The sequence below is a fragment of the Stagnihabitans tardus genome (assembly GCF_009925085.1).
Taxonomy (GTDB): domain Bacteria; phylum Pseudomonadota; class Alphaproteobacteria; order Rhodobacterales; family Rhodobacteraceae; genus Stagnihabitans; species Stagnihabitans tardus.
In genome coordinates, this window is sequence record NZ_JAABNR010000015.1 from 21150 (window position 1) to 47900 (window position 26751).

At 67.3% G+C, this 26751-nt stretch carries 20 protein-coding genes and 1 riboswitch; of the genes, 9 read left to right on the forward strand and 11 right to left on the reverse strand.

The window, feature by feature from the left end; all coding sequences use genetic code 11:
• Positions 1–92 precede the first annotated feature (92 nt).
• Positions 93–1844, reverse strand: a complete 1752-nt coding sequence (locus GV832_RS15225; RefSeq protein ID WP_168775750.1) for a serine protease — start codon at positions 1842–1844, stop codon at positions 93–95.
• 181 nt (positions 1845–2025) lie between these two features.
• Here GV832_RS15225 and GV832_RS15230 point away from each other — a divergent pair, with 181 nt between their 5' ends.
• From GV832_RS15230 to glmM, 8 genes are all read left to right on the forward strand, one after another.
• The gene (locus GV832_RS15230) at positions 2026–2952 is read left to right on the forward strand and encodes a glycine--tRNA ligase subunit alpha (RefSeq protein WP_168775751.1); all 927 of its coding nucleotides are present in this window, start codon (positions 2026–2028) and stop codon (positions 2950–2952) included.
• Positions 2949–3434, forward strand: coding sequence for a DUF6446 family protein (locus GV832_RS15235; protein WP_168775752.1), 486 nt, complete (start codon positions 2949–2951; stop codon positions 3432–3434). Before GV832_RS15230 ends, GV832_RS15235 begins: the two co-directional genes overlap by 4 nt.
• Positions 3435–5801, forward strand: coding sequence for a glycine--tRNA ligase subunit beta (gene glyS, locus GV832_RS15240; RefSeq protein ID WP_168775753.1), 2367 nt, complete (start codon positions 3435–3437; stop codon positions 5799–5801).
• A 235-nt stretch (positions 5802–6036) separates the two neighbouring features.
• Positions 6037–8613, forward strand: coding sequence for a putative PEP-binding protein (locus tag GV832_RS15245; protein WP_168775754.1), 2577 nt, complete (start codon positions 6037–6039; stop codon positions 8611–8613).
• A 200-nt stretch (positions 8614–8813) separates the two neighbouring features.
• A complete protein-coding gene (locus tag GV832_RS15250) occupies positions 8814–9482 on the forward strand; it encodes a cell wall hydrolase (protein ID WP_168775755.1) in 669 nt (222 codons plus the stop codon).
• Between the two features lie 110 nt (positions 9483–9592).
• The gene (locus GV832_RS15255; RefSeq protein ID WP_168775756.1) at positions 9593–10501 is read left to right on the forward strand and encodes a dihydroneopterin aldolase; all 909 of its coding nucleotides are present in this window, start codon (positions 9593–9595) and stop codon (positions 10499–10501) included.
• Positions 10502–10649: 148 nt separating this feature from the next.
• Positions 10650–11627, forward strand: a complete 978-nt coding sequence (gene folP / locus GV832_RS15260) for a dihydropteroate synthase (RefSeq protein ID WP_227754454.1) — start codon at positions 10650–10652, stop codon at positions 11625–11627.
• A complete protein-coding gene (gene glmM, locus GV832_RS15265) occupies positions 11624–12967 on the forward strand; it encodes a phosphoglucosamine mutase (RefSeq protein ID WP_168775758.1) in 1344 nt (447 codons plus the stop codon). Before folP ends, glmM begins: the two co-directional genes overlap by 4 nt.
• Before the next feature lie 208 nt (positions 12968–13175).
• Here the strand turns inward: glmM and folE2 are convergent, their stop codons facing one another.
• The 7 genes from folE2 to trxC form a co-directional block, all read right to left on the reverse strand.
• The gene (gene folE2 / locus GV832_RS15270) at positions 13176–14258 is read right to left on the reverse strand and encodes a GTP cyclohydrolase FolE2 (RefSeq protein WP_168775759.1); all 1083 of its coding nucleotides are present in this window, start codon (positions 14256–14258) and stop codon (positions 13176–13178) included.
• Positions 14259–14522: 264 nt separating this feature from the next.
• Entirely contained in the window at positions 14523–15701 is a 1179-nt protein-coding gene (gene metZ, locus GV832_RS15275; protein ID WP_168775760.1) for an O-succinylhomoserine sulfhydrylase, read from the reverse strand.
• 44 nt (positions 15702–15745) lie between these two features.
• A riboswitch (SAM riboswitch) is annotated at positions 15746–15821 on the reverse strand.
• A gap of 106 nt (positions 15822–15927) precedes the next feature.
• On the reverse strand, positions 15928–16557 hold the full coding sequence (locus GV832_RS15280) for a hypothetical protein (protein ID WP_168775761.1): 630 nt from the start codon (positions 16555–16557) through the stop codon (positions 15928–15930).
• A 66-nt stretch (positions 16558–16623) separates the two neighbouring features.
• On the reverse strand, positions 16624–17202 hold the full coding sequence (locus GV832_RS15285; RefSeq protein WP_168775762.1) for an inner membrane-spanning protein YciB: 579 nt from the start codon (positions 17200–17202) through the stop codon (positions 16624–16626).
• Positions 17199–18095, reverse strand: coding sequence for an EamA family transporter (locus GV832_RS15290; protein ID WP_168775763.1), 897 nt, complete (start codon positions 18093–18095; stop codon positions 17199–17201). The genes GV832_RS15285 and GV832_RS15290 overlap by 4 nt, the downstream gene beginning before the upstream one ends.
• Positions 18096–19079: a signal recognition particle-docking protein FtsY gene (gene ftsY, locus GV832_RS15295; protein ID WP_168775764.1), complete on the reverse strand. Its 984-nt coding sequence runs from the start codon at positions 19077–19079 to the stop codon at positions 18096–18098.
• 52 nt (positions 19080–19131) lie between these two features.
• Positions 19132–19545 carry a thioredoxin TrxC gene (gene trxC, locus GV832_RS15300; protein WP_168775765.1) on the reverse strand — a complete coding sequence of 138 codons (414 nt, stop codon included), beginning with the start codon at positions 19543–19545 and terminating at the stop codon, positions 19132–19134.
• Between the two features lie 134 nt (positions 19546–19679).
• Here trxC and GV832_RS15305 point away from each other — a divergent pair, with 134 nt between their 5' ends.
• Complete coding sequence (locus tag GV832_RS15305; protein WP_168775766.1) at positions 19680–22037, forward strand: glycoside hydrolase family 3 N-terminal domain-containing protein; 2358 nt, start codon at positions 19680–19682, stop codon at positions 22035–22037.
• Between the two features lie 113 nt (positions 22038–22150).
• On the opposite strand, the gene GV832_RS15310 is transcribed toward GV832_RS15305, so the two are convergent.
• Genes GV832_RS15310 through GV832_RS15320 form a run of 3 tightly spaced genes read right to left on the reverse strand, consistent with a single transcriptional unit; the run spans position 22151 to position 26522 of the window.
• Positions 22151–22867 (reverse strand): alanyl-tRNA editing protein, encoded by a 717-nt coding sequence (locus tag GV832_RS15310; RefSeq protein ID WP_168775767.1) that lies wholly within the window; start codon positions 22865–22867, stop codon positions 22151–22153.
• Positions 22864–25491: a DUF3772 domain-containing protein gene (locus tag GV832_RS15315; RefSeq protein ID WP_168775768.1), complete on the reverse strand. Its 2628-nt coding sequence runs from the start codon at positions 25489–25491 to the stop codon at positions 22864–22866. The genes GV832_RS15310 and GV832_RS15315 overlap by 4 nt, the downstream gene beginning before the upstream one ends.
• Complete coding sequence (locus GV832_RS15320) at positions 25488–26522, reverse strand: cysteine synthase A (RefSeq protein WP_168775769.1); 1035 nt, start codon at positions 26520–26522, stop codon at positions 25488–25490. The genes GV832_RS15315 and GV832_RS15320 overlap by 4 nt, the downstream gene beginning before the upstream one ends.
• Positions 26523–26751: the final 229 nt, after the last annotated feature.

The window sequence follows — 26751 nt, forward strand, 5'->3', positions numbered from 1 at the left end:
GTCGGCAGGGCCCGCCCGCGCAGCGGGCGCCCCCGCCAAGAGAAAGGCCCGGAGCATTGCTCCGGGCCTTTCTCTTGGCATCACGACCAACCTCACTCCCAGCAGGAGACCAGGACCGTCATCCCCCGCGCCGCCGCGTTCAGGGCATCGGGCGTGGCCTTGCCCGTCGCGGTGGCGGGCGTCAGGATCAAGGCCCCGCCCGCCGGATCGGCCAGGACCTGCGACAGGGTGGCCGATGTGGCGACAAAGCCCACGTCTCCGGGCAGCTCCTTGCCCGCAGGGGCCGGGATCAGCATGCCGAGGACGGCGCCGCTCGCATCCAGAACCGGGCCACCGAGGTCGCCCGCCATGGCGCCGATGTTCAGCCGCGCGACACCTTGCTCGCCGTTCAGACCCTGGGCCTCTTCCAGCGTGCCGCGGGTCAGGACCGGGGCAGACAGACGCTCGCCCCAGGAATAGCCGGCCAGCGTCACCGGCGTGCCCGGCACCGGGGCGGCGGGGGCAAAGCTCGCAAAGGCGCGGGGGGCGACCGGGGTCTTCGGCGTCAGAAGCGCGAGGTCGCCCAGGGCCTTGACCGTCACCTCGGTGCGGTGATCCAGCGTCACCTTGCCGCAAGAGGCCACCGCCGAGGCCAGGGTCACGGCCGCCCCCTTGGGGTCGACGAAGAAGCCCGTGGCCGAGGCCTTGGGCTGCTTGGCGGCGATCCCCGCGATCAGCCCGCGCTTGACGGCCTCGTCCAAGGGCACCAGGCCCGGATCCATCGACTTCTCGCCGGTCGAGCGGAAGGAGCTTTGCACCAGGGGCAGGACGCGCTGCATCTGGGCCGAAAGCGCCGCGTCCCAGGTCAGGACAAAGCCCTTGACGTTGCCGCCCGCGATCATCGCATAGGCCAGGCTTTCGATCCGGTCATTGCGCCCGGTGATGGTGAAGCTGTCCTCGCCGAGCGCACGCTCGCCCTCGGTGGGCATCGTGTCGAGGCTTTGGAGGATGTCGTAAAGCCCGGCCAGCGTCGCCTTGGTCCCGGGCTCCGAGATCAGCATGGCCGAGACCTGGGCGCCGTCTTTGCCCTTGTAGCGGACGAAGGGCGGGGAATAGCCGTCGAACTCCAGCATGGCCATGGGCAGGGTCAGCTCGATCCCGGCCTCGGGCTCGGTGACCATGGCGAAGCCGAAGAGGCCCTCTTCGGACTTGTAGCCCTCGACCAATTGGCCGCGCTGCGCGGTGGTCAGGATGCCGGTGGGCTCGAGCCCCTGGGCCTCTTGCCAGGCGGCCATCGACTTGCGCGAGCCCGAGCCGATGCGGCCATCGACCTTGCCCTCGTAGAAGCCGAACCATTTCAGCGCCATCTGCAGCTCTTGCCGCTGGGCATCGGTCAGGGCGGCCTCGGAGGCCTTGGCCTCGGCGGGGGTCTCATCGGGAAGGGTGGGCTCTGCCGACTGGTCCGCCGCCACCGGGGCCTCGACCGCAGGCTCCGCCGACTGTTCGGGCAGCGCTGCGGCGGGGTCCTGCCCCTCGGCGGGCCAGAAGGCGGGACCGAAGCTTGCGCCATCGGTGATGTAGCTGTCGGGCGGGATCGCCCCCGAGGCGGTCAGGCTTTGCAGAAGCTCCACCGCGCGGTCCGACCCCATGGGCCCGATCGCGATGCCATACCAGCCGCTGTCGAGCTGGTATCCCTGCACCTCGGGCAAGGCCGCCGCATAGGCCCCGGCGCGTTCCTGCGCCTTGGCCAGGTTGGGCTGGGCCTCGACCTGCAACCAGACCTGGTCCTGGGCCTGGGCCGCCCCGCCCCCCATGAAAACTGCCGCCAAAAGGGCCATTACCCGCGTGAAGCTGAAAATCCGCATCGTCTCTTCTGTTCCAAGGCCAGAGCCATTGCGGCCCCCCGTCGGGTTGCGACACTAGAAACAATCCTGCGCAAGGTCACCCCCTGAAATGCCGATATCCCTTCAAATCAAGGGCGCGTGACATTGACCACGCGACGGGGCTTGCCTATGGAGAAGCGGCATTCGCGAAGAGGGCCCATCCATGACCGCAACCTTGACCCCGCCGAAAAGCTTCCAGGAGATCATCCTGCGGCTGATGACCTATTGGGCAGGCCAGGGCTGCGCCGTGCTGCAACCCTATGACATGGAGGTCGGCGCGGGCACGTTCCATCCGGCGACCACGCTGCGGAGCCTTGGCACCAAGCCCTGGGCGGCGGCCTATGTGCAGCCCTCGCGCCGCCCGACCGATGGGCGCTATGGCGAGAACCCCAACCGGCTTCAGCACTATTACCAGTACCAGGTCATCATCAAACCCTCGCCGCCGGACCTGCAAGAGCTCTATCTGGGCTCCTTGGCCGCCATCGGGCTGGACCCTTCCGTCCATGACATCCGCTTCGTCGAGGACGACTGGGAGAGCCCGACGCTCGGCGCCTGGGGCCTGGGCTGGGAAGTCTGGTGCGACGGGATGGAAGTCTCGCAGTTCACCTATTTCCAGCAGGTCGGCGGCCATGACTGCAAACCCGTGTCGGGCGAGCTGACCTATGGGCTTGAACGCCTGGCCATGTATGTGCTGGGCATCGACCATGTCATGACCATGCCCTTCAACGATCCGCAGTCGCCGATCCCGCTGACCTATGGCGATATCTTCCGCCAGACCGAGGAAGAATACTCGCGCCACAATTTCGACGGCGCCGATACGGCCATGCTGTTCCAGCATTTCGAGAACGCGGAAAAGGAATGCGCCCGGCTGCTGGATCAGCCCGAGATCGACCCGAAGACCGGCAAGCGCATCATCATGGCGCATCCGGCCTACGACCAGACGATCAAGGCCAGCCACCTCTTCAACCTGCTGGACGCGCGCGGCGTCATCTCGGTGACCGAGCGCCAGGCCTATATCGGCCGCGTCCGCGCCTTGGCCAAGAAATGCGCCGATGCCTTCCGGCTCACCGAAGCGGGAGCAGATGCGTGAATGGCAAGCTCGTCGTGGGGTCCATCGTGCTGACTGCCCTCGCCGCAGGGGCGGTCGTCTATTACATGCAGGAATACGGCCCCTATGCCGCCGTCAGCTTCACGCCAGGCGCCGAAATCGTCCTGACCGCGCTTTCCGGCACGCCCGAACCCATTCCGGTGCGCGACATCCAGGGCATCGACGGCAATTCCTCGCCCTTGAAGTTCCGCGCCTGTTTCGTGACCGAGCAGAGCCTGGCCACCCTGACCGAGACCTACAGGGTCTACGAGGCACCCACCCCCCTGAACGCGCCCGGCTGGTTCGACTGTTTCGACGCCGACCGCATCGGCGAGGCCCTGGACTCCGGCGAGGCCGTGGCCTTCCTGTCCCAGGCCAATGTCGTGCCCAACAGCAACGATGTCGAAATCGACCGCGTCGTGGCGGTCTTCCCCGATGGCCGGGCCTTTGCCTGGAACCAGCTTGCCCCCGGAACGGAGAAATAAATGGACCTGCTGATCGAGCTCTTCTCCGAGGAAATCCCGGCCCGCATGCAGCCCAAGGCGCGCGAGGACCTGAAGTCCATGGTCACGCAAGGCCTGGTCGATGCGGGCCTGACCTATGCCTCGGCGGGCGCCTTCTCCACGCCGCGCCGCCTGACCCTCTCGGTCGAGGGCCTGTCTGCGGAAAGCCGCCCCGTGCGCGAGGAACGCAAGGGGCCGCCGGTCGAAGCCTCGCCTCCAGCGATTGAAGGTTTCCTAAGAACCTTTGGCATTAGTCACCCGACGGCCTCGGCACACGTTCAGAGTCTTTTAGAGACTCCGGGTGCAGTGGAACTCAGGGGCGTGCGCTTCGAGGACAGACTCGTAAAAGATCGGCGCATTCTATTCGCAATTATTGATCGTCCCGGCCGCAAAGCCCCCGAGATCATCGCCGAAGTGCTGGAAGCCACGATCCGGACCTTCCCCTGGCCCAAGTCGATGCGCTGGGGCAGCGGCTCCCTGCGCTGGGTGCGGCCTTTGCATTCGATCCTGTGCCTCCTGTCCGATGAAACCGGCGCCCATGTCGTGCCGCTGACCGTCGACGGGATCACCTCCACGAACACGACCGAGGGCCACCGCTTCCTCTCGAAAGGCCGCTTCCCGGTGACGGGCTTTGACGACTACGCGGTGAAGCTGAAGCGCGCCCATGTGGTCCTGGACCAGGCCGAACGTGAGGCCGCCATCTTGCAAGGCGCCCAGAACCTCGCCTTCGCGGCGGGGCTGGAGCTTGTGGAGGACAAAGGCCTCCTGACCGAAATCGCGGGCCTGGTGGAATGGCCCGTCCCCCTGATGGGCCGCATCGCCGAGGATTTCCTGCACCTGCCGCCCGAGGTTCTGCAGACCTCGATGAAAGAGCATCAGAAGTTCTTCTCGGTGCGCAATCCCCGGACCGGCCGGATCGAGGCCTTCGTGACTGTTGCCAATACGGAAACAGTGGACCATGGCGCGACGATCCTGAAGGGCAACCTTAAGGTCCTCGGCGCCCGCCTCTCGGATGCCCGCTTCTTCTGGGACAAGGACCTGCGGGTGGCGAAAGCCGGCATGGGCGAATGGCTGGAGGGCCTGCGCCCGGTGACCTTCCACAATAAACTCGGGAGCCAAGCCGACCGCATCGCCCGCATCGAGGCGCTCGCCCGCGAAATCGCCCCCCTGGTCGGCGCCGATCCCGAAGTCGCCGCCCGCGCCGCCCGTCTGGCCAAAGCCGACCTGCGCTCTGCCATGGTCGGCGAGTTCCCCGAGCTTCAAGGCAAAATGGGCCGCTACTACGCGCTGGAGGCCGGGGAATCCCCCGAAGTCGCCAACGCCGCCCGCGACCACTACTCGCCGCTCGGTCCCTCGGATGCCGTGCCCACCGAGCCCGTCTCGGTCGCCGTGGCGCTGGCCGACAAGCTCGACACCCTGACGGGGTTCTGGGCGATTGATGAGAAACCCACGGGGTCGAAGGACCCGTTTGCTCTACGGAGGGCGGCTCTGGGGGTGATCCGGCTGGTACTGGGGAATGAGGTGCATTGGAGTCTCCGAGAAATCACTGTTGACTCCCTTCATGTCGCCATCGAGCAACACTTCGAAAAACGGCGCGCTTCTCTCACGCGGCAGCTTATCAACGATATTGATGAAGCACGCCGGGTGGCAAAGGAATACGAAGCGGCGCAAGCAGGTGAGCTGACCTCTTCCGCATCGCTCTGGAAAATCTGGGAAAAAATTGACGCGGAAGGCTCTGTTTCCAAAGAAGCCGCAGAAGAGATGGCGCAAGCCTACTTAGCTCGCGAGATGCAAGTTGCGTTTCAGACCGTTTTTGCCAACGGAGAGAGCCTCCTCGCCTTCTTCCACGACCGCCTCAAGGTCTTCCTGAAGGACCAGGGCATCCGCCATGACGTCATCGACGCTTGTCTCGCCCTGCCCGGCAACGACGACCTGACCCTGCTGGTCAAACGCGCCGAGGCCCTGGCGGCCTTCCTCAAATCCGAGGACGGCCCAAACCTGCTGCAAGGCTTCAAGCGGGCCAATACGATCCTGACCCAGGCTGAACAGAAGGACGGCGTGGAATATTCCTTCGGCGCCGACATCAAGTTCGCCGAGACCGACGAGGAGCGCGCCCTCTTCGCCGCCCTGGATGCCGCCGAAAAGGCCATCACCCCGGCGATGCGCGCCGAGGACTTCCCCGCAGCCATGGCCGCCATGGCCACGCTCCGCGCCCCCATCGATGCCTTCTTCACCGCGACGCAGATCAACTCCGACAACCAGGTCCTGCGCCGCAACCGGTTGAACCTCCTCCACCGCATCCGGGCGATCTGCTCGGGCGTGGCCGACCTGACCCGGATCGAGGGCTGACAAGGATCAAGGGGCGCTGCCCCTCGGCCCTGCGGGCCTCACCCCGGGATATTTGGGAAAAGATGAAAACGAGCGACCGCCTCTTGCTTTTCATCTTTTCATAAATATCCCACGGGAGGGTCCGGGAGGGTGTGAAACCCTCCCGGGCGTTCCGATAGCGCCCCCCCCGGGGCCCAAGACCAAAGCCCGGGGCCAAAACCCTTGGCGCCCGGGCCCTTGCCCTGCTATCCTGCGCTTGCAAACGAAAGGCGCCGCAGTGCAGAAGCCGGAAATCCCCCTCCTTGTCGATCATACCGAGATCACGCCCACGGCCTCGATCCGGCCCGAGGCGCATGGCTGGCGGGCGAAATGCCTGCAACGGTTGATCCGGCTGGACCTGCCTGTCCCCAAGACCGTGGCCCTGCCCGCCCAGACCGTGCGCGCCATAGCCCAGGGGACGGCGGTCGATACTTCGGCCATCTTGCGGCTCTTTGGCGCGGCGCCCTTGGTCTCGGTCCGGCCCTCTCCGGCCAATCCGCTCTGGGGCGGGCCGGGGACGATCCTGAACGTGGGCATGAACGCCGCCCGCCACCGTGCCTTGCGCGAGAGCCATGGGGCCGAGGCGGCGGATGCGCTTTTCCTGCGCTTCGTCACTTCTTATTCCACCCATGTCGCGCGCCTTGATCCCGATGCCTTCCAGACCGGGCTCAACACCGCCGATGCGCTCCGCGAGGCGCTGCGGTCTTATGAGCGCGAGATGGACGAGCCCTTCCCGGAAGACCCTGCCCGGCAGCTGACCGAGGTTCTGCGCTCGATGGCCCGGGCCTGGGAGGGCACTTCGGCGCGGCTTTTGCGCCAGGCCAAGGGGGCGCCTGCGGATGCGGCGCTGGGGCTTGTGGTGCAGGAGATGGCCCAGGGCATCGGGCCGGGCCTTTCGGGCGCCGGGGTGATCCAGTTTGTCGATTCCGTCACGGGCGCGCCGCAGGTGACGGGGCGCTACCTCGGCCAATCCCAGGGCCGCGCGGCCTTGCGCGAGCAGGATGCGCTTTACCTCACGCAGGACCCGCGCGGTCCCTCGCTGCAAGACCTCTCGCCCGCGATCTTCGAACGGCTCGAGGCTTACGGCGTCGCCACCCGCGCCCGGCTGCGCGAGGAGATGCAGATCGAATTCACCATCGAGGACGGGCGCCTGGCCATCATCGACGCGGTCAAGGTCGCGCGCTCGGCCCGGGCCGGCCTGCGCATCGCGGTGGCGCTGGCCGATGACGAGATCATCTCGCGCAACGAGGCGGTGTTGCGGGTGGAGCCTCGCAGCCTGACGGAGCTTCTGCACCCCCAGGTCGACCCAAGGGTGGCCCGTGACGTGGTGACCAAGGGCATCGCGGCCTCCCCCGGCGCGGCCACGGGGCGGATCGTGTTCTCTTCGACGGCCGCCCAGGCCAGTCAGGCGCGGGGCGAGGATTGCATCCTGTGCCGGCGCGAGACCCAGCCCGAGGACATCAGGGGCATGCATGCCTCGGTGGGCGTGCTGACGGAACGGGGCGGCACGACCTCTCATGCCGCCGTGATCGCGCGGGGGATCGGGGTGCCTGCGGTCGTGGGGGCCAATGGGCTGCGCATCGACTGGCGCGAGCGGCGCATCACCGCGCCCGATGGCCGCATCTTCAACGAGGGCGACCTGATCACCGTTGACGGCACGACCGGAGAGGTGCTTGGCGGCGCCCCGGTCATGCTGGCGGCGGCCTTGGACGACAATTTCCAGAAGCTTTTGGGCTGGGCCGATGCCGTGCGCGATATCGGCATCCGGGCCAATGCCGATACGCCCACCGATGCCTCGACCGCGCGGCGCTTTGCGGCCGAGGGGATCGGCCTCTGCCGGACCGAACACATGTTCTTTGACGAGGACCGCCTTGTCGTCATGCGCGAGATGATCTTCGCGGGCTCTGCGCCCGACCGCGCGGCGGCGCTGGTGCGGCTTCTGCCCATGCAGCGCGCTGATTTCGTGCAGCTTTTCGCGATCATGCAGGGGCTTCCGGTCTGCATCCGCCTCTTTGACCCTCCGCTGCACGAATTCCTGCCGCAGTCGAAAGAGGGCCTGCGCGAGCTGGCCGAGGCGCTGGCCCTGCCCCTGTCCGAGGTCACCCGCCGCGCCGAGGCCCTGTCCGAGGCCAATCCGATGCTGGGCATGCGCGGGGTGCGGCTTGGCGTCGTCCTGCCCGAGATCTACGAGATGCAGGCGCGGGCGATCTTTGAAGCCACGGTCGAGGCGGGCAAGCAGGGCACGCCGGTCGTGCCGGAGGTGATGATCCCGCTGGTCTCGGCCTCGCGCGAGGTCGAGCTGGTGAAGACCAATATCGACAAGGTGGCGGCGGCGGTGCGGGTCAAGACCGGGGTCGCTTTCGAATACAAGCTGGGCGTCATGGTCGAAACCCCGCGTGCCGCGCTGCGGGCGGGGGAAATCGCCCATCACGCGGCCTTCCTGTCCTTCGGCACCAATGACCTGACGCAGATGACCTATGGCCTGAGCCGAGACGACGCCGGGCGCTTCATGGGGACCTATGTGGCGCAGGGGGTTTTCCCGGAAGATCCCTTCCACAGCCTGGATGTCGACGGGGTCGGAGAGCTGCTTCTGATCGGCGCCGAGCGCGGTCGGCAGACCCGCAAGGACCTGACGCTCAGCATCTGCGGCGAGCATGGCGGCAACCCCGAATCGATCGCCTTCTGCCGCAAGGCCCGATTCGATTACGTCTCTTGCAGCCCCTACCGGGTGCCCCTGGCACGCCTGGCGGCGGCGCACCTGGCTTTGGCCGATGCTGTGGATAAGTCGAATTAAACCACAATATCATGAATTTGCGGCGCAAAGCTCATAGACTACCTTAAGATTTTCGGCGGATTTCCGCGCAAATTTGCGGGGAATCCGCGGGAATCCCTCCCCGCCATAGACCGGTCACAGTTTCGCCATTAGCCCGGTATGTCGTTGCCCGGTCGCTGCCTGACCGGCGACGTTTTGGAAACAACCGGGAACAAAGATCCATGCGCTTGCACCTTTCGGAGACAATGGCGGCTGCCGCCATCATGCTCTCGGGCGCGGCCCACGCCGATGTGACGGTGAGCCAGTCCAACGACCCCTCCCGCGCGATGGGAGCCGAATTCGCCACGCTCTTTGGCGCCGAACATGAGACCGTGAATGCCCTGCCCGAGGCGCAGCTGACCGCCCTGGCCAAGGGGCCCGAGGCCGCCGCCAAGCCCAAGGCCAAAACCGAGGCCCCGGTGATCGACTATTCCGACGCCTGGCTGGCCTCCCTGCCCGCACCCCAGGGCGGCGAAGATTACGACTGCCTGCGCGAAGCCATCTATTTCGAATCCCGGGGCGAGGGTCTGACCGGCCAATTCGCCGTGGCCGAGGTCATCCTGAACCGCGTCGACAGCGCGGGCTTCCCCAAGACGGTTTGCGGGGTGGTGAACTCCAGGGGCTCGGGCGAATGCGCCTTTTCCTATGTCTGCGACGGCATGGCGGATGTGATGCGCGACCCCTTGGCCATCGACCGCGCCAGCCGCATCGCCCGCGCCATGCTGGACGGCGCGCCGCGCAACCTGACCGGAGGCGCCACCTTCTTTCACGCCACCTATGTCAGCCCGAACTTCGGCGATGTGACGCGGACGGCGGCGATCGGCGGCCATCTCTTCTATCGCGCCAACTAAGTCGCCCCGCTTGCACAAGCGGTCGGCATGAGGCAAATCACCCACGGGGCCAGGCGCTAGTCTGGCCCCGAAACTTTGGGGCCAGACTGCCCCGATCTTGTGGGGAAGCCATGAGCACCGATGTCCGCCTTGCCTTCGCCCATCCCGAGGAACGCAGCCTCGCCTCGGCCAGCGCCGATCCGCGCGACCGGATTTCGCTGCGCGACCATATCGTCGAAGCCGATATCGGCGCCTTTCAGCAAGAGCGCGGCCATCGCCAGCGGCTGATGTTCAACGTGGTCGTCGAGGTCCGCCCCGTGGCGCAGCCCCTGAACGACGACGTGGACCGGATCCTCTCCTATGACCGGCTGACCTGGGCCATCGCGGCGGAACTGGCGGCCGAGCGCCTGAACCTCTTGGAGACCCTGGCCGAACGCGTGGCCGAGCGCATCCTCGCCGAGCCGCAGGCCATGCGCGCCTTCGTGCGGATCGAGAAGCTGGACATCGGCCCCTACAAGCTCGGGGTCGAGATCGTGCGGTCCCGCGCCGAGACCGCCTTGCAGGTCGTGGGCCAGGATGGCGAGGCCTCTTCCGTCCATCCGCTGGTGGTCTATCTCGACAATGCGACGCTGGAGGCCCCGGACCTCTCGGCCCGGCTGGACCAGTGGCAGGCGGCGGGGCCTTCGGTGATCTTGTGCGTGGGCCTGCCCGATCTTGACCGGCCCCAGACCGGCCACAAGCCGACCCAGCGCCGGGTGGATATGCTATCCATCGAGCAGAATGCCTGGCGCCTCGCCGCCCGCGACCCGCGCTGCGTGGTCATGGCGACGCGGACCGAGATCGACTGGGCGGTGAAGCGCGGCCAGGTCATGGTCTGGGCGCCCTCCAAGATGGTGCTGGATGCGGTGGACGGGCCCTCCTCGCGCGATCCGGTGGCCCTGGCGCTGTGGCTGGCCGAGGTCATGGCGGCCTCGCGGATGATCGTTCACGGCGATGTTGCACTTCCGGCGGGAAGCCGCGTGAGCGTCGAGCGCGCCTGAGGTTTGGCCTTGAGGCCGGGGGTGCGGGGGCCTAATCCGAATGTGGGTGTTGCGGGACGCCCGGGGGTTTCACACCCCCGGACCCCCGTGGGATATTTGTGAAAAGATGAAAGGGGCAAGGGTGCGGGAGTATTTTCGACCCATTGCGATGACGGAGCGGGTGCCGGGGGCGCTGCCCCTTGCGGGGGGGGGCCAGTGGTTCGCCCAGGTCGAGGTTCTGACGCGTCAGGGCGGGCGTGTGGTTGCCGTGAGTGAGCTGCCGGGCGAGGTGCGCGACAGGCTCTCGGGGCCGCGCGGGGATTTCGGCGGGCTGGGCATGGACCGGGTGCGGCTGATGGGCATCCTGAACGTCACGCCGGACAGTTTCTCGGATGGCGGGCTCTTCCTGCGGCCAGAGGCAGCGGTGATGCAGGCGCGGGTCATGTCGGGGGCGGCCGAGATCATCGACGTGGGCGGTGAGAGCACGCGGCCCGGCGCGGTCGAAGTCTCGGTGGCTGACGAAGTGGCGCGGACGGTGCCGGTGATTGCAGCGCTGCGGGAAGGCGGGCTGGAGGGGCCGATCTCGATTGACACCCGCAAGGCGGCGGTGGCGGAGGCGGCGCTGGCGGCGGGGGCCTCCTGGGTCAATGACGTGACGGCCTTGCGCTTTGACCCGGCGATGGCGGGGGTTGTGGCGCGGTCGGGGGCTCCGGTCGTGCTGATGCATTCGGTGGCGGATCCGCAGACCATGCAGGACGATCCGCGCTATGACGATGTGCTTCTGGACGTCTATGACGCCCTGGCCGAAAGGGTTGCCGTGGCCGAGGCGGCGGGGATTGCGCGGGAGAAGATCGCCATCGACCCCGGCATCGGCTTTGGCAAGACGCTGGCGCATAACCTGACGCTCTTGCGGGGCCTGACGCTGTTTCACGACCTCGGCTTGCCGGTCCTGTTGGGCGCCAGCCGCAAGCGCTTTATCGGGACCATCGGGGCTGAGGCCGAGGCGGCCAAGCGCGTGCCGGGGTCGCTTGCCGTGGCGCTTTGGGGCGCGGCCCAGGGGGCGCAGATGATCCGCGTGCATGATGTGGCAGAGACCCGCCAGGCGCTCCGCCTCTGGCAGGCGGCCCAGACAGGAGATAACCCATGACGAGGAAGCTGTTCGGCACCGATGGGGTGCGGGGGCGGGCCAATTCCCATCCGATGACGGCAGAGATGGCGCTGAAGCTCGGCGCCGCTGCCGGGCGCTATTTCCGGCGCGGGCATGGCGCGCATCGAGTGGTGATCGGCAAGGACACCAGGCTCTCGGGCTATATGCTGGAGAATGCGATGACGGCGGGGCTCACCTCGACCGGCATGAATGTGCTGCTTCTGGGGCCCGTGCCGACGCCCGCCGTGGGATACCTCACGCGGTCGATGCGGGCGGACCTTGGGGTGATGATCTCGGCCTCCCACAATCCCCACCAGGACAATGGCATCAAGTTCTTTGGCCCCGACGGGTTCAAGCTCTCGGACGAGGCGGAGGCGGAGATCGAGGCCATCGTGGCGGGCGAGATCGGCCTTGCCCTGCCCGAAGAGATCGGTCGGGCGCGGCGGATCGAGGATGGCCGGGGCCGCTATCAGGAGTTCGTCAAGACGACTTTCCCGCCCGGCCTGACGCTGGAGGGTCTGAAGGTCGTGATCGACTGCGCCAATGGGGCGGCCTACAAGGCGGCGCCGGAAGTGCTGTGGGAGCTGGGGGCGACGCTGATCCCGGTGGGGGTCTCGCCCAACGGGACCAATATCAACGACCGCGTGGGCTCGACCCATCCGCAGACGGCGGCCGAGGCGGTGGTGGCGCATGGGGCGCATGTGGGGATCAGCCTGGATGGCGATGCCGATCGGGTGATGATCCTGGACGAGACCGGGGCGGTGGCCGATGGCGATCAGATCATGGCGCTTCTGGCCGCGCGGTGGGCCGATGAGGGCAAGCTGAAGGGCGGGACCCTGGTGGCGACGGTCATGTCGAACCTGGGGCTGGAGCGGTTCCTGGGGGCCAAGGGGCTCCACCTGGAACGCACGGCGGTGGGCGACCGCTATGTCGTGGAGGCGATGCGCAGGGGCGGCTGGAACCTGGGCGGGGAACAGTCGGGCCATATCGTGATGACCGATTATGCCACGACCGGGGATGGGCTCCTCGCAGGGCTGCATTTCCTGGCCGAAATGGTGCGGACCGGGAAGAAGGCCTCGGTCCTGGTGCGGCAGTTCGAAACCGTGCCGCAGCTGTTGAAGAACGTCCGGTATGGCGAGGGCCAGCGCCCCTTGGATCATGACACGGTCAAGGCCACGATTGCGGCCTCCGAGGCCAGGCTGACCGGCAAGGGGCGGCTTCTGATCCGCAAGAGCGGCACCGAACCGCTGATCCGCGTCATGGCCGAATGCGAGGACCGGGGGCTTCTGGCGGAAGTGGTCGACGAAATCGTCTTTGCCGTGCAGAAGGCTGCCGGTTAAAGGGCCGAACCCGGGGTATCCCCCGGGCTACGGGGGGGGCGAAAGCCCCTGATGCCTTCGCCGCAAAGTTGAGGCGCCCCGGTCCCCCCGGAGCGCCCCTTTCACTTTCATACTTGCACAAATACTCCACCGGGGGTCCGGGGGGGCGAGCCCCCCCGGCGCGGGGGGATCGGGGGGCGGCGCAGCCCCCCGAATATGGCCCCCGAATTCAACCGACGTGGTAAAGCGACGCAAACAACCGCGGATCCAGGCTTTCCGCCGCGAAGGTCGGCCCCTCGGTCAGGACCGAGACGGCGTCATGGGAATGCAGGCTCTCCTGGTGCGAGGCCACGATGCGGAAGTCGCGGATCCGGTCATCGGCTTGCAGGGCGGCGCAGAAGCTGCGCGCCGCGTCCTCGACGAAGATCGGGTTGGCGGCGTTCAGCTCGGCAAAGGCCTGCTCGTCCTCGCGCTTGACCATGACCTGCGTCTCGGTCGGCACGGCCTGGCGGGCCAGCTCGATCAGGTCCTCGAACCACAGGATATCGCCGACGGTCTCGACCGAAATCCGCGCGACCGAGCGCTGCGAATGCGGCGTCGCGAGCTGGCCGCGCATCATGCGGGCGTGCTCCGACAGTTCCAGAGAGCAGGGGCAGGTCGAGGAATAGACGAAGTCCAGGTGCATGATCTTCTTGCGGACGCCGGCCTTTTCGACGAGCTCCAGCGCGATGTCGTAATACTGCCAGCCCGAGAGGCCGGAGCGCAGCGAGCCCACCTTCACCGGGAAGGAGAAGCGCATCTGGATGCGAGCGTCGAAGCTGCCGAGGTCGCGCTTGTAGTCGTCCAGCGCATGTTCGATGACCTGGAAGGAGAAGTCGCGCTCGGAATGCGCATAAAACGACCGCATGATGCGGGACATGTTGATGCCCTTCTTCTCGGCCTCGAGGCTGACGGTGCCGGTGACCGAGGTCTCCAGCACGACCTCGCCCGCGTCGCGGGTGCGGTAGCGGATCGGCAGGCGGAAGTTCGAGATGCCGACATGCTGGATGACCTGCTTGGCCCCCACGATCAGGCTGGAGGGCCCGTTCTGCAGGTCGGGCATGGCGGCCTTGTAGGCGGCATCGGGGCGGAAGGTCTCGGGGTAGTCGCGCGACAGCACGGGATAGCCCGCGAGGAGCCGCCCCACGGCGGGATCGAGCGCCACGATATCGGCCTCGGTCGCCCGATCGGCCCAGCGCTTCAAGAGGTGGAGGGCGGCTTCTGCCTCGTCCCGGCCGGGTTTGCGGTCGAGTTCGGGATCGTGGATGTTCATGGCGGCTTCCCCTGGGTCAGGTCGCAAGGTTCGGTATATAGGGCATTGGGCGTCGTTGCCCAAGACTTACCGAAGTGTTACGGCGGAAAGGCGACATCGGATCACTGGCCTTTGGGCGAAAGTCGGGGTCCGGTAGAAAAAGCAGGGCCAGGGCCCTGCTTTTTCTACCGGAGGAGGCGGGGGGCTGCCGCCCCCCGAGCCCCCTGCCCAAAGGGGAGCACGCTCCCCTTTGGAAACCCCGTGGATATTTGCGGACCAATGAAATCAGGCCTTTGCGAGGCCCTGTTTCAGATCGGCGATCAGGTCGCCCGCATCCTCCAGCCCGACCGAGAAGCGGATCAGGCCGGGGGTGATGCCCAGCTTGTCCTTTTGCTCCTGGGGCAGGCGTTGGTGGGTCGTGGTGGCGGGATGGGTCGCGATCGACTTGGCATCGCCGAGGTTGTTGGAAATCTTGGCGATCTCCAGCGCGTTCATGAAGCGGAAGGCCGCCTCCTTGCCGCCTGCGACCTCGAAGGTCACCAAGGTGCCGCCCGTGCCCATCTGCGCCATGGCGAGCTGATGCTGGGGATGGGAGGCGAGGCCCGGGTAGATGACCTTGGTCACTTTCGGCTCGGCCTCGAGCGCGGTGGCCACCTTTAGCGCGGCATCGGCCATGGCCCGACAGCGCAGGTCGAGCGTCACCATGCCCTGCAGATGCAGCCAGGCGTTGAAGGGCGAAATCGCGGCGCCGGTGTGCTTGAGATAGGGCTCGGCCACCTTGCGCACGAACTCCTTCGTGCCGCAGATGACCCCGCCCAAGGCCTTGCCCTGGCCGTCGATATGCTTGGTCGAGGAATAGATCACCACATCGGCGCCCTGCGACACTGCCTTGGAGAAGATCGGCGTGGCAAAGACATTGTCGACGATGACCAGCGCGCCCCGGGCATGGGCAATCGCGGAGACCGACTTGATATCGACCAGCTCCAGCGTCGGGTTGGACATCGATTCGAAGAAGACCGCCTTGGTCCCGGGCGTCACCGCCGCGCGCCATTGGTCGAGGTCGGCGCCATCGACAAAGGTCACCTTGACGCCATAACGGGTCAGGACCTCTTCCAGGATGTAAAGGCAGGAGCCGAAGAGCGCCCGGGCCGAGACCACGTGATCCCCCGCCCGCAGCATGCTCACCAGGGCGCCATTCACCGCTGCCATGCCGGAGGCCGTGGCGAAGGCATCCTCGGTGCCCTCCAGCGCCGCGATGCGCTCTTCGAACATGCGGGTCGTGGGATTGCCGTAACGGGCATAGATGAACTCGTCATCGCCTGCCTTGATGAAGCGTTGTTCGGCCGCCTCGGCGTCCGGGTAGGCAAAGCCTTGGGTCAGATACAGGGCCTCGGCCATCTCGCCATATTGGCTGCGCCGCGTGCCTTCATGCACCAGTTTCGTGCGGATGTTCCAGTCGCTCATCCGGTCCTCCATAGGGGCTTTGCAGCCCGGGTTGCCCGGATAGAGGGGCCATATGCCCCACCTTTTAGCGGTATGTTTAACGTGGCCCGCAATCCGGTTCAAAGCGCCACGGGGATTGGCCTAGCAGGCGCCCCGGGAACCGTCAAGCGCCCCCTGCCCCTTTCACCTTGGCCCAAATACCTCCACGGGAGGTCCGGAGGGTGTGAAACCCTCCGGGCGTTCCGCCTCAGAACCGGCCGTAACCCTTGATCCAGGCCATCTCGACCGTCCGCGACAGGGCCTGGGCCACCCGGTTCACGCCCATGGGCAGAAGCCCGAAATAGATCAGCCAGACCGCCAGGGACTGCTGGATCATCGCCTCGTTCAAGAGAACCAACCCCAGGTAGAAGACCGCCATGACCCGCGCCATCAGCGCATCCGATTGCAGGGGCCGCGTGCCGGGCACGAAATGGCGCGTCATCGCATGGCCACCCGCGATCACGTCCAGAAGGTAAAGCCCCGCCATCATGAGGAAATAGCCCGAGAGGAAGCGCTGGCACCAGATCGGCTCGCCCTCCACCACCAGGCCCGCAAAGACCAGGGGGCCGAAGAGGAGCGCAAAGATCAGGCTCCAGCGCCCCGAGACCGAGAGGCTGAGGTTGCGCACCGTCACATCGGCCCGCATCGCCAGACGGATGGCCACGGCCAGGACGAAGGCCACCATGAAGGCCTCTTGCTCGGAGGAAAGGAGCGAGGTCAAGACAGGCCAGGCCACCGCCATGACCAGAAGCGGCAGCATCGCGGTCCAGGGACTGCGGTCCTCCTTGCGGAACACGGCCTTGAAGCCGGCCCAGGTCTGGTTGATCTCGTCCCACATATCCCACGCCCCCGCGTTGTCACAGGCGCAGCTTGGCAAAGGATTGCGGCAGGAACGCGGCGGGATTCAGTCCTTGTCTTGCCCGTATTTCTGCAAGAGCTTGGCTTGGGACAAGAGGAAGCCGAACATCGCCACGGTCAGGCCCACGACCTTGAAGGTCAGCCAGGTCCCGTCCGAGAAGTTCCGCCAGACGATCTCGTTCAGCACGGCCATGGCGAGGAAGAAGACGCAGATCCGGCGGGTCAGGATCAGCCAGCCCTCCTCGGCCATGGGCAGATGCTCGCCCATCACCAGCTTCAACCAGCTTTGCCCGCGCAAGAGGCCGATGCCCAGCAGCCCTGCGAAGAAGATGTAGATGATCGTGGGCTTCATCTTGATGAAATGCCCGTCGTTGAACCAGACCGTCAGCCCGCCCATGAAGAGCACGACGGCCAGGGTCAGCAGCTGCATGGCCGAGAGCTTGCCGGTGAGCTTCCACAGGGCCAGGGTCGCCGCGGTTTGCAGGACGACGAAGATCCCCGTCGTCAGGATGAAACCCGTGTAGGTCACGCCGCCCCAGGTCATCGTCTGATCCTTCAAGAGCACATAGGCGGCCAGGAAGACCACCAGGGGCCCATATTCCAGCACGGCTTTCATCTTGGTCATCTGCCCAACTCCATCACCACAGCGCCCAGCGCAATCAATCCCATGAGACCCGCACGCCCCGGCCCCACCTTCTCACCCAGAACCGCCCGGCCTATCAAGGCCGCAAACACCGTCGAGGTCTCGCGCAGCGCCGCCGCAAGGCCCACATGATCGAGCCGCGTGGCGATCATCACCGAGCCGAAGGAGGCGAAGGCCACCAGCGCGCCGAAGATGCCCCTGGCCGCAAGACCGCGCAGCCGGTCGCGCGGCACGCCCCGCCAGCGCCGCCAGGTCACGGCCGGGATGAAGACCGAATCCACCACGAAGAACCAGGCGAGAAAGGTGAAGGGGTTCTCGACCGCCCGGATCCCCCAGGCATCATAGGTCGTATAGGCCGCGACGAAGCCCCCGGTCACCAGGGCCAGGACCAGGGCGGGGGCAAGGCTCATGGGCCGCTCCATCCGCGCCAGGGCCACGACGGCCAGGCCGAAGATCCCTGCCACCAGAAGACCAAGGCCAAGCCATTGACCCGGCGCGAAATGCTCGCCAAAGACCGCGCCCGCGAAGATCACCGTGAACACCGGCCCCGTGCCGCGCACGATGGGATAGACCACCGTATAGGGCGCGCGGTCATAGGTCATGGCCTGGGCGATTTTATACCCCGCATGGATGGCAAAGGCGCCCAGGAAGATCGGCGCCTGCGAGAGCGTCGGCCAGGGCACCAGGAACAGGGCCACCGGCAGCGCCATCAGCCCGTAGCTCGCATCGATGGCGGCCCGCGCCAGCCAGGGGTCATCGCGGCCCTTTTGCAGCGCTCCGAACAGGGCATGCAGAAAGGCCGCCGCGATGGCCAGGCCTATGGCCAGCCTGTGCCCCTCGGGCGTGCCCGCAAGCCCCGTGATCGTGGCGCCCACTTACTCCAGGCCCACCAGGGCCTTGGCGAAGTCTTCCGGGTCAAAGGGGGCAAGGTCGTCGATCTGCTCGCCCACGCCAATCGCATGGATGGGCAGACCGAACTTGTCGGCCAGGGCCACCAGGACGCCGCCCCGCGCCGTGCCGTCGAGCTTGGTCATCACCAGCCCCGAGACATCGGCAATCTTGCGGAAGATCTCGACCTGGGTCAGGGCGTTCTGCCCCGTCGTCGCATCCAGGACCAGAAGCGTGTTATGCGGCGCCGAAGGGTCGACCTTGCGCAAGACGCGGACGATCTTTGCCAGCTCCTCCATCAGGTCGGCGCGGTTTTGCAGGCGCCCGGCCGTGTCGATCATCAGAAGGTCGGCGCCCTCGGCCTGGGCGCGGGTCAGGGCGTCGAAAGCCAGCGAGGCGGGGTCGGAGCCCTCTGCCGCCGTCAGCACCGGAACGCCCGCCCGCTTGCCCCAGACCTGCAATTGCTCGACCGCCGCCGCGCGGAACGTGTCTCCGGCGGCGATCACGACGTTCTTTCCGGCGGCCTTGAACTGCGAGGCCAGCTTGCCGATCGTCGTCGTCTTGCCCGAGCCATTGACGCCCACGACCAGAACCACCTGCGGCTTTTGCGGGTAAAGCGGCAAGGGGCGGGCGACGGGTTCCATGATGCGGGCGACCTCGGCAGCTAGGGCGCCCTTGATCTCGGAGGTCGTCACGCGCCGCCCCATGCGACCCTCCGCGATATTGGCCGTGACCTTGAGCGAGGTCTCGACCCCCATGTCGGACTGGATCAAGAGTTCCTCCAGGCTTTCCAGCATGGCATCGTCGACGACGCGGGTGTTCTCGTCACGCCCCAGGAGGCGCCCGATCAGGCCGGGCTTCTCGGCCTGGGGTTTCTCGGGCTGCGGTTCGGCCACCAAGGCATCCAGCCCCGCCTCGAGCTTGGCCGAAGAGCGGAAGAGGCGGTCGCGCAGCTTGGAGAAAAAGGCCATGTCACCCTCGGCGGTTTTCTCTCACCTAAGACGGGCGCGGGCGCGATGCAAGTCAGGCCTTGCTGGCGAAGGCCGCGATCTCGGCGGCCGGGCGGGCCCCTGCAAGCCGCGCGACCTCGCGCCCCCGGTGCCAGAGGATCAAGAGGGGGATGCCCCGGATCCCCAACCGCTGCGAGATGGCCGGATGGTCCTGCGTGTCGATCTTGGCAAAGCGCGTGGCCGGGGTGGCCTGGGCGGCCTTGGAGAACTCGGGCGCCATCATCCGGCAGGGCCCGCACCAGGGCGCCCAATAGTCGATGACCACGGGCATCTCGTCGCGGATGAGCTTGTCATGGGTGGCAGGGTCGATCTCGGCCACCTTGCCCGTGACCAGACCCGCCCCGCAGACCCCGCATTTCGGCCCCTGGGCCAGCTTTTCCTCGGGCACCCGGTTGGCCTGCCCGCAGTCCGTGCATGTCAGTCGCATCCTGGCCTCCGCTTATATTCCGCGCTTGATATATATCACGGAACCCGGCGCACAAGGGCTCCGTAATCGTTACAGGAAACCTTTTGCATCCCGCGGGGGGGCCGTTTAGGGTGCCGCCCCAGAGGAGACCCCAGATGCACCCCTATCAGAACCCCAACGCCCCCATCGAGACCCGAGTCGAGGACCTTCTGGCCCGGATGACCCCGGAAGAGAAATTCGCCCAGATGCATGCCATGTGGCTGATCCTGGACGAGGAGGGCAACCACAAGGTGCGCGGCGATGCCTTCATCAAGGGGACCGAGGCCGAGACCCTGCGGCAAAGGCTGCTCCTGGGGCTTGGCCAGATCACGCGGCCCTTGGGCACGGCGGCGGTCGAGCCGCGCAAGGGGGTGCGCGCGCTGAACCGGCTGCAAAAGCTGATGATGGAGGAGACGCGGCTGGGCATCCCGGTGCTCTCCCACGAGGAATGCCTGTCGGGGCTGATGGCGCGGGATGCGACGCTGTTTCCCTCGTCGCTGGGCTATGGCGCGACCTGGAATCCGGGGCTGATCCAAAGGGTGGGCGCGGCCATCGGCGACGAGATGGCTTCGGTCGGCGGTCACCAGGGCCTGGCCCCGGTGCTGGATGTGGCGCGGGATGCGCGCTGGGGCCGGACCGAAGAGACCTTCGGCGAAGACCCCTACCTCGTGGGCGAGATGGCCTTGGCCTATGTGCGGGGGCTGCAGGGCCCCGACCGCAGGCGGCTGGCGACCTTGAAGCATTACGTCGGCCACAGCTATTCTGAAGGCGCGCGCAACCATGCCCCGGTTCACCTCGGCTGGCGCGAGCTGAACGACGACTTCATGCTGCCCTTCGAGATGGCGGTGAAGCTGGGCCAGGCCTCCTCGGTGATGCCCGCCTATCATGACATCGACAACGAGCCGGTCCATGGCTCCCGGCATCTCTTGACCGATGTGCTGCGCGGCGAATGGGGGTTCGAGGGCATCGTGGTGGCCGATTACATCGGGGTCACGCTTCTGCATGCCCATCACGGCGTGACCCCGGATGCGGCGGCATCGGCGGCCCTGTCCTTCCGCGCGGGGCTGGACGTGGAATTGCCCGCCGACGAATGCGCGACCATGCTGGCCCAGGCCCTGGACCGTGGCCTTATCACCATGGAGGAGGTGGACGAGACTGTCCGTCGGTCCCTGCGCGAGAAGTTCCGCATTGGTCTCTTCGAGAAGCCTTACGCCGATGACGGCGCCGTGGCGCTGCGGACGCCTCAGGCGCTGGAGCTGGCGCGAGAGGTGGCCGAGCAATCGGTGACCATCCTCGACAACCGGGGCGCCCTGCCGATTGCGCCTGCCACCAAGCTGGCCGTGATCGGGCCTTGCGCCGATGACCCGCTGGCTTTGCTGGGCGATTATTCCTTCCCCGTCCACCTGATCAACATGGACGCCAAGGAGGATGCCTCCTCCGTCGTCACCCTCCTGCAAGGCTTCCGCGCCCTCTGCCCCGATGTCACCTATGCCAAGGGCTGCCATATCCTGGAGACGCGCAGCGCAGGCGCCCCGGTCTTCCCCGGCGACGTGGCCGATCCGACCAAACTTCACCAGGTCTCGCCGCTTTCGACCAAGCTGGACCTGATCCCCGAAGCCGTCGAGGCCGCGCGCAAGGCCGAACTGGCGATTGTCTGCGTCGGCGACCTCTCCGGCATCTTCCAGACCGGCACGGTGGGCGAGGGGTCAGATGCCGAGACCCTGGACCTCCCCGGCGTCCAGCAAGAGCTCCTGCAAGCCGTGGTCGAAACCGGCACGCCCACGGTGGTCATCGTGACCTCGGGCCGCCCCTACAACCTCGGCGGCCTCGAATCCCGCCTGGCCGCCCAGGTCTATGCCTTCTTCCCCGGCGAGCAGGGCGGCCATGCCGTGGCCCGCGTCCTGACCGGCGCGGCAGAGCCCTCGGGCCGCCTGACGCTGTCGGTGCCGCGTTCGGCTGGCGCCTCGCCCTATTTCTACAACCACAAGTTCAAGGCCTCGGGCACCCCGGTCGCCCGGCATTTCGGGTCGGATTACCCCTTCGGCCATGGGCTCTCCTACACGACCTTCGCCTGGGAAGGGCTGGAGGTCTCTCCCCAGGTCACCCTGGATGGCACGGTGACCGCCAGCCTGACGGTGCGCAACACCGGCGCCCGCAAGGGGGTCGAGGTGGTGCAGCTTTACATCCGCGACCGGGTGGCAAGCCTGGTGCGCCCGGTCAAGGAGCTGAAAGCCTTCGCAAGGCTGGACCTGGCCCCGGGCGAGGCAAAGCGGGTGACGCTGGAAGTCCCGGTCGACATGCTGAACTTCACCGGCTACCAGGGCCATCGCATCGTGGAGCCCGGCTGGTTCGACGTGATGCTCGGCGCCTCTTCCGCCGATATCAAGCTGAAGGGCGAGGTCGAGGTGACGGGCCCCTCCCCCCGCGCGCTGCCGAAAGACTGGCGCATGCAGTCCCGCGCGACCGTGGTCTGAACCCCGCGGCAGCAGCCTTTGGCGGGGGCTCGATGCCCCGGCCAAAGGCCCCCCCGCCGCCGCGCGGCCCGAGGATTTCGCAAGACATCCGAGGGCGCCCGCCGAAAAAGCCCTCAGGCCAGTTCCAGCGTCACCCGGCGGTTCTGGCGGCCCTTCTTCTCGACCTTGGTCAAGGCCACCCGCCCGATCTCCGAGGTCCGCGCCACATGGGTCCCGCCGCAGGGCTGCAGGTCGACCTGGGTCTCCCCCGCCCCGATCCGCACCAGCCGCACCCGCCCCTGGCCCACCGGAGGCCGCACCGACATGGTCTTCACCAGCCCCGGATTGGCCGCAAGCTCCTCATCGGTGATCCAGGTCTCGGTCACCGCCAGGTCCTGGTCGATCAGCCGGTTCAGCCGGTCCTCGATCGCGGCCAGGTCCTCGGGCGGCTCGGGCATGTCGAAATCGAGCCGCCCGCGCTCGGCGCCGATCTGGCCCCCGGTCACCGGCAGAGGGATCACCACCGACAGAAGATGCAGCGCGGTATGGACGCGCATGTGACGGAAGCGGCGGTCCCAGTCCAGCACCTGGCGGACCTCCGTGCCAATCGGCGGCAAGGGCGGCGTGATGTCGCCCGGCACCAGCGCCACCCCGCCCTCGTGCTTGACCGCCGTGGCAATGGCCATGCGGCTTCGCCCCCATTCCAGCCAGCCGCTGTCCCCCGGCTGCCCCCCGCCCGTCGGGTAAAAGACCGAGGCCCGAAGCACGATGCCGCCCTCGGGCGTATGCGCCACCACGGCCGAGACGGCTTCGGTCAGATAGGCATCGTCACGGAACAGAAGCTCGGTCATGGCTTGGCCTTTGGCAGGGGCGCGCCGAGGATGGCCTCGACGGCGGCGATATGGGCGGCCTCTTCGGCCTTCTTCTCGGCCTCGGCGGCGGCGTCATCGGCCTTCTTGGCCAGGTAATCGCGGTGAGCGGCCGAAAAGGCCACCCTTTCGGCGGCAAAGCGCGCGGCGACCTGGTGGTTGATCTCGGTCCGGACCTCGTGCTGGAAATTCACGTCCCGCAGGATCACCCTTATCTCGAAATTCAGCGCATCGCCCGCAAAGCCGGTGAGCACCACGGCGGGCGGCGGCGACAAGAGGACCAGCGGCTGGGCCTCGGCGATCTCGCGCAAGAGCTTCGAGACCCTGCGGCTGTCCTCGGTCAAGGGCACCGAGACCGGAACGATGAGCCGCCCGGTCAGCGAGAACCGCGTCCAGTTGGTCACCTGCCGCGTGATCAGGTCGCTGTTGGGCACGATCACATCCGACCGGTCGAAGGTCTGGATCCGGGTCGAGCGCACCGAGATCGCCTTGACCACGCCCTGGACCGAGCCCACCTCGATCCAGTCGCCCTCGCTGACGGGCCGCTCGATCAGAAGGATGATGCCCGAGACGAAATTCGACACGATGGTCTGCAGGCCGAAACCGATGCCGACCGAGAGGGCACCGGCGACGATGGCCAGGCCCGAGAGGTCGATCCCCGTGGCATTGATCGCCACCAGGGCCGAGACCAGGATCCCGGCATAGCCCAGCCCCGAGACGATGGCATTCTGCCCGCCCTGGTCCAAAGAGGTGCGCGGCAGGACGGTGTTCTTCAAGGCCCCCTGCAAGAGGCGCGTCAGCGTCAGGCCGATGGCGAAGAGCACGGCAAAGAACAGGAAGTCGGTGGGCGAAATCTGCGTCTCGCCCAGCCGGAAGCCCTCTTGAAACCGTGTCCAAAGCTCGGTCAGGTCGGCGACCCGCGCCCCCCAGATCAGCGCGACCAGGGGCAGCGTGGCAAGCGCCAGGCCGAAGGAGATCAGCACCGGGACCAGGGCGTCCTGGTCCTCTCCGCGCGTGGCCAGGGCATAGATATCGCCCACCAGCCCCTGGGCCAGATAGAGAAGCGCCGCCAGGGCCAGCGTCATGGCCGAGGGGAAGACCAGAGCCGAGGCGGCCGAGATATAGCCCGCCGCCGCCAGAAGCGGCGCGATGGCGCCAAAGAGGATCACGCCGCGCGCCAAGAGCCGGACAAGACGGGTGCGATAGACCGCCCGGCCCTCATCGCTGCCCGGATCGGCGCGGTTCAACAGCTGGCCAAGGCGCACCAGCACGACCGCGCCGGCCAGGATGATCGGCAGGTTCAAGACCGAAGTCGCGGCATCGGTCACGTCGATCTCGGCCATGGCGGCGCGGCGCAGCATGGCCACCGCGATCAGCACGCCGAAGAGCGAGGTCAGGAAGCGCCCCTCGGCCCGGCGCTCGGGCGGCAGGGGCAGAAGCGTCGGGCCCTCGTCGGCGGGGAAGACCCTGCCGCCCAGCCAGGCCGCGGCCATGATGGCAAAGCCGGTCTGCCCCAGGACATCGGCGATATGGCCCCCGATCGGGCCCAGCATGGTCGTCAGCCGCAGCGCCTCGGCCAGGGCGAGGCAGGCGAGGACGGGGACGAGGACCGGGCCCAGCGAGGCCAGGGTCTCCCAGATGCGGCGACCGCGCGCCGAGGAGGGCCCGGGGAGATAGGAGAGAAGCCGCCGCGTGATCGGTCCGCCGCGCCAGAGCCCGGCCAGGGCGAAAAGCAGCAGCGGCAGGATCAGGGGCAGGTTGTCGACCAGCCGCTTTTGCGCGACCCCATCGGTGACGCGCCGCGCCGTTTCGTCCCAAAGCGCCAGGGCGGTGTCGGAGAGGGCCTTGGCCGCATCGGTCCAGTTCGGCGGGTAAAGCGGGTTGGGCCAGAGTTTCAAAAGCTCGGAAGCCTGGCGTTCGCGCAGAAGCCGGTCGATCTCGCGGATCAGGCCATCGGCGCGGCGATAGGCCTCTTCGGCGGCGATACCAGGGGCCTGAAGGCGGCCCATCTGCGCGGTCAGTTCGGCGCGGCGGGTGGCGATCTCGGGCTCTTCGGCGGCGTCACCCTCGGGCGGCGGACCGAGGGCGTCGATCTGGTCCTTGAGCGTCGCGATGCGGGTGGAATTGGCCGATTGCGCGCCCGAAAGCTGCTCGCGCCAGCGGGTCAGCTCGGTGCGCAGGTTTTCCAGCCCCTGGTTGGAGAGGCTCTGGTTGGTCAGCGCGCTTTCGGCGCGAACCGCCATGCGCTCCCACCCCTGGTAGTCAAGCGCCCCGCCGGAGGCGCCGCCCGAGGCCACGGGTTTTGCCGTCGGCGCCCCGCCGCCCGACTGGGTCGCGGCAGGCTTGGCCCCGCCCTGGGGGGCAAAGCCGCCCGACTGCGGCGCCTCGGCAGGGGCATCCGGCTTCATCGGGATGATGGCGCCGGAACTGTCGGCCTGGACCGTCAGGGGCGCCTGGCCCGGCGCCGCCCCGCCCGAGGCCTGGGACAGGGCCGGAAGCGGCAGGGCCAGCGCCGTCGCAAGCGCCAGGGCCCCCATGACGGCGCGGCGGAGGGAGGCCCCCCCCGCCCCAAGGACCAGACCCGCGATCCGGCCCGCCTGGCTCATGCGTCCTCGAAGACCGTGGGCAGGCCCTTGGGCGCGCGGTCCAGCCATTCCGGCACCGGCAGGCCCTTTTCCTTCAGGAAGGCAGGGTTATAGAGCTTGGACTGATAGCGGTTGCCATAGTCGCACAGGATCGTGACGATGGTTTTGCCCGGCCCCATGTCCCTGGCCATGCGGATGGCGCCCGCGATGTTGATGCCCGACGATCCACCGAGGCAGATCCCCTCATCCTCCAGCATCTCGAAGACCAGGGGCAAAGCCTCGGCATCGGGGATGCGGTAGGAGTAATCGGGCTTGAAACCCTCGAGGTTCGCGGTGATGCGCCCCTGCCCGATGCCCTCGGTGATCGAGGTCCCGGGGCTGTCGAAGGCGCCTGTCGTGTACCAGGCATGCAGCGCCGCGCCCTCGGGGTCGGCGAGGCCGATCTTGACGCCCCTGGGCTGCAGCGCGAGGCCCACGCCCGCCAGCGTCCCACCCGAACCCACGGCGCAGATGAAGCCGTCCACGCGGCCCCCGGTCTGCTCCCAGATCTCGGGGCCCGTGGTCTCGATATGGGACTGGCGGTTGGCCACGTTGTCGAACTGGTTGGCCCAGATCGCGCCATTGGGTTCGGTGCGGTTCAGCGCCTCGGCGAGGCGGCCCGAATAGCGGACATAGTTGTTGGGGTTCTTGTAAGGCACGGCCGGAACCTGGACGAGCTCGGCCCCCGCCAGCCGCAGCATGTCCTTCTTTTCCTGGGACTGGGTTTCCGGGATCACGATGACGGTGCGGAAGCCCATCGAGGCCCCGACCAGCGCCAGCCCGATCCCGGTGTTTCCGGCGGTGCCCTCGACGATGGTCCCGCCGGGCTTCAGTGCCCCGCGCGCGATGGCATCCTTGATGATATAGAGCGCGGCACGGTCCTTGACCGACTGGCCGGGGTTCAGGAACTCGCATTTGCCGAGGATCGTGCAGCCGGTCAGCTCGGAAGCCCGCTTGAGCTTCAAAAGGGGCGTGTTGCCGATCGTGTCGGCCAGATCGCTGTGGATGCGCATGGGATACCTCTTCCGCTTTGCCCCTGTGTAAGGGGGCGTTGACCGAAACTCAAGCAAGCCCGGCCATTTCCCGCGCGTGACCCTTGCCAAATTGAGCGCCTGCCGGCGCAGGAGCTTTATCTCGCCTCTGGGCCTGCGGCCCAACCGGCTTGGGGCGGCGCGTCCCAAGGGGCCGCGCCGGAAAGCCTGACCGGCCTGGCCCCATGGCGCCCCTGGACGCGGCCAAGGC

Excerpts from the sequence above, each read along its gene's own strand:
- GV832_RS15225 (WP_168775750.1), bottom strand. The coding sequence starts at position 1,844 with ATGCGGATTTTCAGCTTCACGCGGGTAATGGCCCTTTTGGCGGCAGTT.
- GV832_RS15285 (WP_168775762.1), bottom strand. The coding sequence starts at position 17,202 with ATGACCAAGATGAAAGCCGTGCTGGAATATGGGCCCCTGGTGGTCTTC.
- ftsY (WP_168775764.1), bottom strand. The coding sequence starts at position 19,079 with ATGGCCTTTTTCTCCAAGCTGCGCGACCGCCTCTTCCGCTCTTCGGCC.
- GV832_RS15280 (WP_168775761.1), bottom strand. The coding sequence starts at position 16,557 with ATGTGGGACGAGATCAACCAGACCTGGGCCGGCTTCAAGGCCGTGTTC.
- trxC (WP_168775765.1), bottom strand. The coding sequence starts at position 19,545 with ATGCGACTGACATGCACGGACTGCGGGCAGGCCAACCGGGTGCCCGAG.
- GV832_RS15250 (WP_168775755.1), top strand. The coding sequence starts at position 8,814 with ATGCGCTTGCACCTTTCGGAGACAATGGCGGCTGCCGCCATCATGCTC.
- GV832_RS15320 (WP_168775769.1), bottom strand. The coding sequence starts at position 26,522 with ATGCGCATCCACAGCGATCTGGCCGACACGATCGGCAACACGCCCCTT.
- GV832_RS15315 (WP_168775768.1), bottom strand. The coding sequence starts at position 25,491 with ATGAGCCAGGCGGGCCGGATCGCGGGTCTGGTCCTTGGGGCGGGGGGG.
- glmM (WP_168775758.1), top strand. The coding sequence starts at position 11,624 with ATGACGAGGAAGCTGTTCGGCACCGATGGGGTGCGGGGGCGGGCCAAT.
- GV832_RS15230 (WP_168775751.1), top strand. The coding sequence starts at position 2,026 with ATGACCGCAACCTTGACCCCGCCGAAAAGCTTCCAGGAGATCATCCTG.
- GV832_RS15310 (WP_168775767.1), bottom strand. The coding sequence starts at position 22,867 with ATGACCGAGCTTCTGTTCCGTGACGATGCCTATCTGACCGAAGCCGTC.
- folE2 (WP_168775759.1), bottom strand. The coding sequence starts at position 14,258 with ATGAACATCCACGATCCCGAACTCGACCGCAAACCCGGCCGGGACGAG.
- GV832_RS15255 (WP_168775756.1), top strand. The coding sequence starts at position 9,593 with ATGAGCACCGATGTCCGCCTTGCCTTCGCCCATCCCGAGGAACGCAGC.
- glyS (WP_168775753.1), top strand. The coding sequence starts at position 3,435 with ATGGACCTGCTGATCGAGCTCTTCTCCGAGGAAATCCCGGCCCGCATG.
- metZ (WP_168775760.1), bottom strand. The coding sequence starts at position 15,701 with ATGAGCGACTGGAACATCCGCACGAAACTGGTGCATGAAGGCACGCGG.
- folP (WP_227754454.1), top strand. The coding sequence starts at position 10,650 with ATGACGGAGCGGGTGCCGGGGGCGCTGCCCCTTGCGGGGGGGGGCCAG.
- GV832_RS15305 (WP_168775766.1), top strand. The coding sequence starts at position 19,680 with ATGCACCCCTATCAGAACCCCAACGCCCCCATCGAGACCCGAGTCGAG.